This is a genomic window from Paenibacillus sp. TAF43_2 (assembly GCF_052113545.1).
GTDB lineage: Bacteria > Bacillota > Bacilli > Paenibacillales > Paenibacillaceae > Pristimantibacillus.
Map to the genome: position 1 here is coordinate 1 of NZ_JBFRDK010000218.1, position 11,652 is coordinate 11,652.

At 42.3% G+C, this 11,652-nt stretch carries 11 protein-coding genes; 8 read left to right on the forward strand and 3 right to left on the reverse strand.

Translation table 11 applies throughout. The annotated features are described in order from the left end of the window. The coding region (locus tag AB4Z17_RS29360) for a TetR/AcrR family transcriptional regulator (protein WP_441963779.1) at positions 1–426 on the reverse strand (426 nt) is incomplete at its 3' end. Between the two features lie 312 nt (positions 427–738). On the opposite strand from AB4Z17_RS29360, the gene AB4Z17_RS29365 reads away from it, so the two are divergent. Continuing rightward, positions 739–1,914: an MFS transporter gene (locus AB4Z17_RS29365; RefSeq protein ID WP_441963787.1), complete on the forward strand. Its 1,176-nt coding sequence runs from the start codon at positions 739–741 to the stop codon at positions 1,912–1,914. Between the two features lie 456 nt (positions 1,915–2,370). Here AB4Z17_RS29365 and AB4Z17_RS29370 read toward each other — a convergent pair whose 3' ends face one another. Continuing rightward, positions 2,371–2,619, reverse strand: a complete 249-nt coding sequence (locus tag AB4Z17_RS29370; RefSeq protein ID WP_441963789.1) for a TetR-like C-terminal domain-containing protein — start codon at positions 2,617–2,619, stop codon at positions 2,371–2,373. Between the two features lie 115 nt (positions 2,620–2,734). Here AB4Z17_RS29370 and AB4Z17_RS29375 point away from each other — a divergent pair, with 115 nt between their 5' ends. Next, positions 2,735–3,520, forward strand: coding sequence for a hypothetical protein (locus AB4Z17_RS29375; RefSeq protein WP_441963781.1), 786 nt, complete (start codon positions 2,735–2,737; stop codon positions 3,518–3,520). Between the two features lie 90 nt (positions 3,521–3,610). Further along, a complete protein-coding gene (locus AB4Z17_RS29380; RefSeq protein WP_441912325.1) occupies positions 3,611–4,228 on the forward strand; it encodes an NAD(P)H-dependent oxidoreductase in 618 nt (205 codons plus the stop codon). A 71-nt stretch (positions 4,229–4,299) separates the two neighbouring features. Here the strand turns inward: AB4Z17_RS29380 and AB4Z17_RS29385 are convergent, their stop codons facing one another. Then, the gene (locus AB4Z17_RS29385; RefSeq protein WP_441963783.1) at positions 4,300–5,175 is read right to left on the reverse strand and encodes a LysR family transcriptional regulator; all 876 of its coding nucleotides are present in this window, start codon (positions 5,173–5,175) and stop codon (positions 4,300–4,302) included. Between the two features lie 123 nt (positions 5,176–5,298). Here AB4Z17_RS29385 and zwf point away from each other — a divergent pair, with 123 nt between their 5' ends. The 5 genes from zwf (at position 5,299) to AB4Z17_RS29410 (ending at position 11,518) form a co-directional block, all read left to right on the forward strand. After that, a complete protein-coding gene (gene zwf / locus AB4Z17_RS29390; protein ID WP_441912323.1) occupies positions 5,299–6,807 on the forward strand; it encodes a glucose-6-phosphate dehydrogenase in 1,509 nt (502 codons plus the stop codon). Further along, the gene (tkt, locus tag AB4Z17_RS29395; protein ID WP_441963785.1) at positions 6,800–8,791 is read left to right on the forward strand and encodes a transketolase; all 1,992 of its coding nucleotides are present in this window, start codon (positions 6,800–6,802) and stop codon (positions 8,789–8,791) included. The genes zwf and tkt overlap by 8 nt, the downstream gene beginning before the upstream one ends. Before the next feature lie 52 nt (positions 8,792–8,843). After that, positions 8,844–9,512 carry a fructose-6-phosphate aldolase gene (fsa, locus tag AB4Z17_RS29400; protein WP_076265617.1) on the forward strand — a complete coding sequence of 223 codons (669 nt, stop codon included), beginning with the start codon at positions 8,844–8,846 and terminating at the stop codon, positions 9,510–9,512. Between the two features lie 72 nt (positions 9,513–9,584). Beyond that, positions 9,585–11,003: an NADP-dependent phosphogluconate dehydrogenase gene (gndA, locus tag AB4Z17_RS29405; RefSeq protein ID WP_441912320.1), complete on the forward strand. Its 1,419-nt coding sequence runs from the start codon at positions 9,585–9,587 to the stop codon at positions 11,001–11,003. 197 nt (positions 11,004–11,200) lie between these two features. Then, entirely contained in the window at positions 11,201–11,518 is a 318-nt protein-coding gene (locus AB4Z17_RS29410; RefSeq protein ID WP_339202986.1) for a hypothetical protein, read from the forward strand. The last annotated feature ends 134 nt before the right edge of the window (positions 11,519–11,652 follow it).

Consider the following 11,652-nt stretch of genomic DNA (forward strand, 5'->3'; position numbering starts at 1 on the left):
GAGAAGATCTTCATTTAACCCCTCATTTTTTCCTTTCGTTACATCGATCTCATTCTTAAATTCTTCGAAAAGAAATGCAAGAAATCGACCGTGAAAGTAAGGAGCGCCTTTACTCGCCAACATCATGGAAAAAAATGAATAATGACGTTCAAAATATTCAGTCCAGATTAGAGTCGATTCGGTAAAATCCAATTCCGCAGCCGCTCTGCACGTTACCCTTAGCACGTCAATATGTTCTTCAATGAGTTTATCCAGCAGATCATATTTATCTAAATAATGAAGATAGATGGTCCCGCGGCTCACATTCGCCCTGTCGGAAAGATCCTGAATTGTAATATCATCAAAATTTTTTTCTGACATCAGATCTATAACCGCTTTTTTTAACGCTTCCTGCGTTTTTTGTATTCTTCGATCCACTTTAGCCAATATCAGGTCACCAGGCTTTCGTAAATAATTAACAAATATACAGAAGTTGTTCATTAATTAACAAATCGCATTCAGTTGACAATTGCAGATGTTTTGCATCTGTTTATAATTATAGACAAGTGTTCATTAATGAATCAATTATTATTATTATGTCATTGAAATTGGCCATTAATTTTATTCCGAAACAAGTTGAATTTATGTATTGACTTGGAGTTCACTCCAAGGTTTAAGCTTCTTTATATCATCTGTATTTCCTGATTATTGTTCATCAGTAAAAATCAAAACATTTTTGCACCTGAGGAGGAATGAAATATCGAACGCCTATGGACGAAGTCGTTTATTCTCATGACTATAGGTAACCTGTTCTTATTTAACGCATTTTATATGCTGTATCCGACACTTCCGCTGTTCATCAAACAACTGGGAGGCAATGAATCGCAGGTCGGTCTGGCGATGGGTGCTTTTATGTTGTCTGCTGTTATTTTACGGCCGCTTGTTGGYGGGCTGCTAGACCGGTTCGGCAGGCGTCCGTTTATCATTTGGGGACTGATTCTCTTCATTCTAGCAATGTATTTGTATAACTGGGTCGGGGGAATTGCTGTTTTGCTGGGGCTCAGAATATTGCATGGCATGAGCTGGGCGGTATCTACTACTGCTACGATGACGGCGATTACAGATATGATTCCGTCCACCCGCCGCGGTGAGGGAATGGGGTGGTTTAGCACGTCCATGACACTGGCTATGGCGATCGGCCCGATGTTCGGCATCTGGGTTGCTCAAAATCGATCATACAGCGAATTGTTTTTAATTGCCGTGGTTCTCGCTGCTGGGGCACTGTTCCTCATGTTAGGTGCAAAAATGCCTTTCCAGYCAAAAGCTGGCTCAAGAAAAATTGAATTATTCGAAAAATCGGTTTTGCCCGTTGCGGCCTCGGTATTTTTTCTCTTTATTGCTTATGGCGGCATTACAACCTTTGTTCCGCTATTCGCTGAGTCGATTCAGGTTAATTCCGGCGCGTTTTTTCTAGCATTTGCTGCAACGCTTGCCCTAAGCCGTCCCATTTCGGGAAAACTATCTGATCGATACGGAGAAATTTTTGTCATTGTACCGGCACTTGTAATTACGATTGGTGCATTGATTGTATTGAGCCTCTCGAGCGGATTGATGGGTGTACTACTATCGGCGATATTATATGGTATTGGCTTCGGTTCGGCGCAGCCAGCTCTTCAAGCGGCTACGATCCGGTTGGCCCACCCAAATCGTATAGGAGTTGCAAACGCCTCAATCTCGACTGCTAATGACCTTGGTATTGGGTTAGGTGCAATCATGTTAGGCTCTGTCTCTCAGTATGCAAGCTATAAGGTGTTGTTCATCGTCAGTGCTTTGTCCGTCGCGATTTCCTTGATTCTTTTTACTCTTTTTGCGAAACGCTTGTTACAAAAGAAACCGTCTCTTCATGCAGAATCACTTCCATTCGAATCAAGCTAGTCTTAAGATATCGACATTAATACTATGAATTAGAAACCACCTGATTCTTTATAAAGCTGTTCCGTTTTGTGCGGTTATCATTGTTGATAATATGAATCTGCTATTTTTCATGATACGATATAGAAGCACTAGTAATAAGGGATGTGACTCTATGGCGGGTAATATATTATACATTCTCTATGATGTTATTATGATTTTGGCTTTTATTGTTTGCGTAGTTATAATCGGAATAAAAAAAGGCACGGGAAATAGACTTTGCTTGGAAATAAGTAACTACGAATATAATTATTAAATTCTAAATTCCAAAAATAAAGTTGGAATAAAGCAATAATCGGTACCCTAAAAGCTAAAAATTTTTTAGAAGATATAAGTTAACGATATAAAACCGCTGGAATGAAGAAAATTTCTTCAGAACAGCGGTTTTATGTATTTTCGATATAGGATCGATTGATTTAACTAAACATCGAAAAATATTAGTGTCATTCTAGCCATTTCTTCAGGAGATTCAATACAACCCCGAATCATCCATTTTTTCAATATGCTCCATAATCCGGCAGCGAGCATGGTACGCATATACTCTTTTTCTATTTCACTCAGGTTTGCATGCTTATTGCCTACGATATGAGCCATAGCCTCCAAATAAACAACGAATTGATCATTAAGAAGGGCGAATAATTGATTTTGAATTAAAATATTCAGAAATATTTTATGTAATGTGTAACCTGTGTCACACTTATTGACCTGCTAAGATACATCCAAGTATAATCGAACCCAATAAGGTATACAAGTGTGTCACTTATATATGGAGGAGATCTTTTGAATGAACAAAAGTGTGACTTTAGCCCATAAAATAGAAGATTACAAAAGAATAGGTATCACTAAAGAACCAGCTGTATGGGAAGACGGGATGAGGACAGATGGTCAGGCGGGGAGCTACGAGTGGTGGTATTTTGACGCTGAGTATACAGATGGCACCAAAATTGTCGTCGTATTTTATACGAAAAATGAGTTCGATGTTAAAGGTGATGCATGCCCAACGATAAGGTTTGATTTAACTTTGCCGGATGGAAGACATATTTCAAAAAAGATATCCGAAGAGAAGGGCAGCGCCATTCGTGCATCCAAACAAAAATGTGATGTGAAAATTGATAGAAGCTCGGTAATATCTTGCGATATCATTTCCGACAAGAAATATAAATATACACGGCAGCCAATTATAATGATTGCAAAAAACGGCGTGATTTTGGAAGATCGTGAAGAGTTTATGATGATAGAACGGCAGGAAACGATAAATCATCCTTTTACTAAAAAATTCATGGATAACAAGCTGAAATTTAATCAAACCTCTGGAAAAAACAAAACTTATCAAATTGAGTATCATCGAAAAGGTGATATCGTGGCAGATTCTTTATTGAGTGGCATGAAGCTTTCCTTCCCTCAGCGGATCGCTGTAAAACTATTGAGAATGAATCCTACGTATGTTCGTTGTATTGGGACGGTTACTTTGACTGTTAGAGAGAATGGAAAGCAAGAGGTGTATGAGCAAGAAGGACTGTGGGAGCAGATGTTTTTTGCCAAAAATAAAGAGGCTATCATTAAAGGATAACAAGAGGAGCAGCATCTATAACGTTAATTAGGTTATGAATATAGCTTAGGAATAAATGGTTCATTAATTTCAAATAATGGAGTGAACAATATGAAGGTGCTTATTATATTTGATCATCCCTACACAGCTACGGCGTCCGAGAATATTCCTCATCAACGAAGCTTTTCAGCCGCGTTGCTCGGTTCTGTAACTAAAGGTCTTCATACCGGTGGACACCAAATCGATCTCATTGACTTGCATGCAGATGAATTTAATCCAGTGATGTCTGCGAAAGAGCTTGCTGCGTGGAGACAAAAGAAAACGTTAGATCCCCTTGTCAACGATTATCAACAAAGAATGTTCGAGTCGGATCACATTATATTTATTTTCCCCATATGGTGGGAATCAATGCCTGCGATGACGAAAGGCTTTTTAGATAAAGTATTTTCCAAAGGAATCATCTATGAAGAACCGAAACCGAGCAGACCCTTTGTCAACAAGTTAAATAAGCTTAAGGGTGTATCGTTATTAACGGTGATGGCTACTCCAGGGTTTATCTATAGATGGATATTTGGAAATCCCATCACCAAAATAATATTCCGTGGAACCTTCAGAAAAATGGGTTTTCATAAGCTGAAATGGTTTAATTATGCAGGGATGGATAATCGACCACTTGAAGCAAGAACTTCGATTTTAGCCAAAACAGAGAAACGTTTTGCAGCTTTATAATTTGGTTGTGAAATGGAAAAGGTCAAGCATGGTGTGTACTCACCGTACTTGACCTTTTTTTCCATAAGCTGCTATTTCACTAGCTCCAGAAACTTGCTTGCCGCATTGGATAATGGCATATTGTGCATGATCATAAAGCCTACTTGGGAAGGAGGCATCYGAATATCCAATTGAATTTCAAAGAGAGAACCTTCTTCCAATTCTTTGGCAATAAATTCTTTAGTCACATAAGAAATGCCGAGGCCTTTCCGCGCGAATTCGATGAGCAGATCAACGCTTCCTACCTCAATTTCTGGCTTGATTTGATGCCCATAATTTTGAAATAGTTCGGTAATCGCCATTCGTACACGACTGTTTCGAGAGAACAGGATAATTGGATATTGGAGCAGCACTTCTAGTGAAAGCACCTTGTCCTTAAGCTCAGCATATCGAGCTCCTGCTACAAAACAATCCTGCAGTTGAATGCCCTTCATAACCTCTAGCTGCGAATCGACGATGGGCATACGAACGACGCCCAAATCGATTTTGCCTTCCTTCAGAAAAGCGATGGTTTCTGGTGTAGTCCCATGATTCAGATGCAGCTTGATACCGGGATATTTTTCGTGATAGGTTTCCAAATAAGGCAGCAAATAATGCTTGAACAACGAATCGCTTCCACCGATCCGCAGCTCACCGCTGTCTAAATTTTTAAGAGCCGCCATCTTTTCTTCAGCTAGCGAGATCAGAATTTGAGATTTCTCAATATAGGAATAAAGGATTTCACCCTCTTGCGTCAGAGCAACGCCCTTTGAATTCCGGTAAAACAAAATGATGCCTAAGCTGTCTTCCAACTGCTTGATGGCATGGCTAACGCTCGGCTGGGTGATATACAACGATTTTGCGGCTTGGGATAAGCTTCCCTTCTTCGCCGTCCAGTAAAAAACTTTGTATAGCTCATAATTGATCATAGACAGTATCTATAGCTCCTGTGAAAAATATGAATTACTTGTATAGGTCATATTCGTATTATAGTGGAATTAGGAAATAGAAACCAGTACTAACTACAAAGCACTGCTGGAAGGAGAAAGAACATGGAGGCTACCACATTTGTTTTGTTTGGAGCGACAGGGGATTTAGCAAAAAGAAAAATTTACCCTGCTTTGTATAATTTATTTATTGATCAAAAGCTGCCGGAGTTCTTCTCCGTGGTCGGCCTCGGAAGAAGAGAGCTATCCGATAAAACCTTTCAGGACAATGTCGAACAATCTCTTCGTATGTTTTCCAGGCGTGAAGCAAATGATCCCGAATTGATTCAAAATTTTTTGCGTGCTTTCCGCTATAGTGTATTGGATGTTGGCCGCAAAGAAGATTACCATAAGCTTCTTCGTCTTATTGAGAAACGGGAAGAAGAGCTGCGCGTTGCACCCAATCGCTTGTTTTACTTGTCGGTTGGACCTGAATTTTTTGAACCGATTGCAGCTAACATTCATGAAAGCGGGCTTGGTTCCGCTAATGGCTGGAAGCGGCTTGTAATCGAGAAGCCATTTGGTCATGATTTGCAGTCTGCTCGAGAATTGAATGAAAACCTGAGCAAATCGTTTGCGGAAGAAGAAGTTTTCCGCATTGATCATTATCTTGGCAAGCCGATGGTTCAGAAGCTTGAGGTTCTGCAGCAAAGCAATCCAGTCCTTCAAGCACTTTGGGACAAACGCTACATTGCCAACGTTCAAATTACGGCAAACGAAATTGTAGGCGTGGAAGAAAGAGCTGGCTATTATGATCATGTTGGTGCAATCAGAGACATGTTCCAGAACCATATGCTTCAATTGCTCATGATGTTGACCATACACCTCCCGAACAACAGCACTTCAGAAAATGTTCGTTTCAAAAAGAAGCTGGTCATGGAATCACTGGAACTGCTGCAAAAAGCAGATGTCAACACCCAAGTGATAAGAGGACAATATGGAGAAGGAGAGATTCAAGGGAAATCGGTGGTCGGATATACCTCCGAACCAAACATTGCTGCAAACTCCATGAATGACACCTTTATTGCGGCTAAACTGCAAATTGACGATTACTTCTGGCGGGGCGTTCCTTTCTATATCCGTACAGGCAAAAGAATGAAGGACAAATCAACAAGAATTGTGATCGAGTTCAAAGAACCAATAAAGCAGGCTGCAACAAACGATGATAGCAAAATGCCTAATCTGCTTGTTTTTGAGATCAGTCCAGACGAGAGCATTAGATTGCAATTAAATACGAGAGACCCTCAGCACAAGGGCGAATTCAAGCCCATGAATATCGATTTCCATGCGACGAGAGACAATGTGCCTGAAGCTTATGAGAATTTGATTCACGATGCTTTGCACGGCGACTCTACATTTTTCGCACATTGGGACGAAGTCGAATTGTCATGGAAATGGGTTCAACCCATTTTGGAAGCTTATGAAGAAAACTTAGTTCCGCTGCATCGTTATGCAGCTGGCACATACGGGCCGATTGAGTCTGATATGCTGCTCGCACAAGACGGCTTCCATTGGTGGTTCGATGAGAAGACCGAACAAGAAATCGAAACCATAAAAGGAGAACAATATGCTTAATACAAAAACAATTGAACAACTATCTATTGATACAATCCGTACACTGTCTATCGATGCTATAAACGCTGCAAATTCCGGACATCCAGGGCTTCCAATGGGAGCTGCGCCTATGGCGTACTCACTTTGGGGCAACCATCTTAATCACAACCCGAGCCATTCAAAATGGTTCAACCGCGACCGTTTCGTCTTATCGGCGGGTCATGGCTCGGCTTTGCTTTACAGCCTGCTGCATTTATCCGGCTATAACGTATCGCTCGAGGACTTGAAGCAGTTCCGTAAGCTGAACAGCAAAACGCCTGGACATCCTGAATATGGCCATACAGATGGCGTTGATGCAACAACAGGGCCACTGGGACAAGGGCTTGCGATGGCTGTAGGTATGGCAATGGCCGAAGCACACCTAGCATCAAAATTTAATCAAAACGGATACCCGGTTGTTGATCATTACACGTATGCACTTGTCGGAGACGGCTGCTTAATGGAAGGAATTTCTTACGAGGCGATGTCTATGGCTGGACATATGAAGCTCGATAAACTCGTTGTATTGTACGATTCCAACGATATTTCCTTAGACGGCGACCTCAATCTTTCTTTCGGGGAAAACATGCAGAAGAGAGCGGAATCTGCTAATTGGCACTACTTGCGTGTTGAAGATGGCAATGATATCGAACAAATCACAAAAGCGATCGAGGCAGCAAAGAGCAATGAAGAGCAGCCGACCATTATCGAAGTTCGTACGGTTATCGGATATGGAAGCAAGGCAGCGGGAACGAATAAAGTGCACGGCAATCCACTAGGCAAAGAAGAGGCAATAGCGACAAAAGCGGTTTACGGTTGGGATCATGAGGAAGAATTTACCGTTCCAGCAGAAGTTCAAGCTCACTTTGCACAGTTGAAACAAAAAGGCGAAGCAAAAGAAGCAGCGTGGAATCAGCTAATGGCTGCTTATAAACAACAGCATCCGGCGCTTGGTACGGAACTTGAGCAAGTCATTGAAGGTTCTGTTGTCATCGATGCTGCAGATCTTCTTACTTTCGATGCTTCCAAAACGGTATCTACACGTGTAGCGAGCGGTCAAGCGATCAATCATTACCTTAAAACGGTGCCTTCAATTTTTGGCGGCAGCGCAGACTTATCCCATTCAACGATGACCGATATTAATGGCGAAAAAACCTTTGCTGTTGAATCTTATGCAGGACGAAACATTTACTTCGGTGTTCGTGAGCATGCTATGGGGGCTGCTGGTAATGGTATGGCACTGCACGGCGGCGTAAAACCGTTTGTAAGTACATTCTTCGTGTTCAGCGACTATCTGCGTCCGTCCATTCGTTTGGCTGCACTGCAGAAGCTTCCTGTCATTTACGTATTTACACATGATTCCATCGCTGTTGGCGAAGATGGGCCTACTCATGAGCCCGTTGAGCATTTGACCGCATTGCGCACGATTCCTGGGCTTACAGTCATCCGTCCGACTGATGCCAATGAAACGGCTAATGCTTGGGCTTATGCTTTGCAGCAAAATCAAGGACCAGTAGCTTTAGTACTAAGCAGACAAAACCTGCCTATATATGAAGAAACTAAAGGCAATGTCGCTGCGGTTGCCAGCGGTGGTTATGTTCTAACGGAGACAAACGACAAGCCTGACATTATTCTGATTGGTACCGGTTCTGAGGTTTCCTTGGCTGTAGGCGCAAAAGCTGAACTTGAGAAGGAAAATATTTCGGTTCGTGTAGTAGCTATGCCAAGCCGTGAATTGTTCAACCGTCAATCGGAAGAATATAAGCAATCAGTGCTGCCTGCATCTGTTACGAAACGTTTAGCTATTGAAGCTGGCATTTCGTTAGGCTGGGATAGCTACACAGGACCAAGCGGCAGCGTATTGTCCATCGATACGTTTGGTGCTTCTGGACCAGGCAGTGAAGTTTTGGAGTTTTTCGGTTTTTCAGTAGATAATGTGGTTCGAATGGCGAAAGAATTACGCTAAGCAACGCACGAAGACAATAAAAATTTAATAATAAAAAACGGAGGTTTTAATTATGAAATTTTTCATCGACACTGCAAATTTGGTAGATATCAAAAAAGCTTATAAAATCGGTGTATTGTCTGGTGTTACGACGAATCCATCTTTGGTTGCCAAAGAAGGCGTGAAATTCGAAGACCGTATAGCAGAAATTCTTCGCGAAGTGCCAGAGGTAGAATCGGTATCAGCAGAAGTAACGCCTGACGCAGAAACAGCTGAAGAAATGATCGCGCAGGCAAATGAACTGATCAAAATCAACAACAATGATAAAAACATTACAATTAAGCTTCCGATGACGCTAGCTGGTCTAGAAGCTTGCCGCTACTTGACCAAAAAGGGCGTGAAAACAAACGTAACATTGATTTTCACTGTGAACCAAGCGCTTTTGGCTGCTCGCGCTGGAGCTACTTATGTTTCTCCTTTCCTCGGTCGTTTGGATGATATTTCAGAAGATGGTGTTCTGCTCGTCACGAAGATTGCTGAATTGTTCCGTACGCACAATCTGGATGCCCAAATCATCGCTGCATCTGTTCGCCACCCGGATCATGTCACTCGTGTAGCGATGGCTGGGGCACATATAGCAACGATTCCGTTCTCTGTAATCGAACAAATCTCCAAACATCCTCTAACGGATCAAGGCATGGAGAAGTTCGCAGCTGATTGGAAGAAAACGGCGCAGCAGTAAGCTGCGGTTTCCAAACGTTAATCCATAAATGTTTATCTACAACAGGACAGTAATGACAGGGAGGCAGTTATCATGAAAAAGCAACAAATTGGCGTGGTTGGTTTGGCCGTAATGGGTAAAAACCTAGCCTTGAATATAGAAAGCAAAGGATTCTCGGTTGCCGTGTATAATCGTTCAGCAGAGAAAACAAATGAACTGTTGGCGGAGGCACAAGGAAAAGATTTTGTCGGTGCATTCAGTGTGGAAGAATTCGTACAATCACTGGAATCGCCGCGTAAAATTCTTATCATGGTGAAAGCGGGTCAACCGACAGATGATACGATCAATCAGTTGGTGCCGTTTCTAGATCAAGGAGATATTCTAATTGATGGCGGAAACGCCTATTTTCCAGACACACAGCGCAGAAACAAAGAACTTCAAGCATTAGGCTTCCGCTTTATCGGAGCCGGCGTTTCTGGCGGCGAAGAAGGTGCGCTTAACGGACCAGCTATCATGCCAGGCGGTCAAAGAGATGCATACGAGCTTGTAGAGCCAATCTTGACAGCCATTTCAGCAAAAGTGAATGGTGATCCATGCAGCACTTATATCGGTGCAGACGGCGCTGGCCACTATGTCAAAATGGTACACAACGGCATCGAATACGGCGATATGCAGCTCATCGGCGAAGCGTACCACCTGCTCAAAGATGTGTTGAACTTGAACACTAGCCAGCTTCATGACATTTTCACGGAATGGAACAATGGCGAGCTGGATAGTTATTTGATCGAGATAACGGCTGATATTTTCAAGAAAATTGATCCGGAAACAGGCAAACCAATGGTAGATGTCATTCTCGATTCAGCAGGACAAAAAGGTACCGGCAAGTGGACTAGCCAAAGTGCATTGGATTTGGGCGTGCCATTGTCGATCATTACGGAATCCGTGTTCGCTCGCTTTATCTCCGCTATGAAAGAAGAACGTGTGGCTGCGAGCAAAAAATTAAACGGCCCAGCGGTATCCAGCTACGACGGTGATCCGCAGGAATTTATCGAAGCTGTTCGCAAAGCGCTGTACACAAGCAAAATCGCTTCCTACGCGCAAGGCTTTGCACAGATGAGAGCTGCTTCTGACGCTTATAACTGGGATTTGAAATATGGCAGCATTGCGATGATCTTCCGCGGAGGATGTATTATCCGTGCAAGATTTTTGCAAAATATTAAGGATGCCTATGACCGCAATCCAGCTCTGAACAACCTATTGATGGATGAATACTTCAGCAATATTGTTGAGAACTATCAGGAGGCTTGGAGAAAAGTCATTTCCATTGCTGTAACTAGAGGCATTCCGGTTCCAGCGTTCTCTTCCGCATTAGCGTATTATGACAGCTATCGTACTGAAAGACTTCCTGCTAATTTACTGCAAGCGCAACGGGATTATTTTGGAGCACATACGTTCCAGCGCCTTGATAAAGAAGGAAGCTTCCACTTTCAATGGATGGAAAATAACGAATAACGATTAAAACCAACACAAACTCCTAGCAGATAATCATGAATTCATTTTTCATGTTATCTGTTTAGGAGTTTTTTTGTTTCAGATGGCTTATGGAGACAGTGACTTTGGAGCGGGATGGATAAAAGTTGTTTTTGACAGAAGGAAAATTATACAATGGAAGTAAGGAACTGCTTGAAGTAGCCATCCTCATATTGTAAATGAAGGGAAGAGTGCCGATGAACACACGAATGAAACAACTTGAGGATCGACTTTCCAATCAGCAACATAAGGATTTATTTCTGCAAACGATGCACACGCTGAAAGCGATTGACGATCTTGCTGATCAGCACAGACGCTTTCAATCCATGCAGGCCATCAGCGGCGTCAAAATCATAGGTACGGAAGAGGCGTTGTTTTACGAAACGCTGACACAGGTTAAAGAAGAGATTGTCTCTACGCTTGAGAAAACGGTGAAGGACCTGGAGCACAAAGGTGATAAAAACTATACTAAAAACTTCAAGGACGGCGTGGAGTAACCCATGCGCAGCCCAAAAAAAGTTGAGCAGAAGGAAAACTTCCGCTCAACTTTTTTGTGTTCATGGGAGGATACAAGGGCACAGATTCTTTTTTCTTTGTAAAAGGAACGATTTGGTATGCGCAACTTTCAATC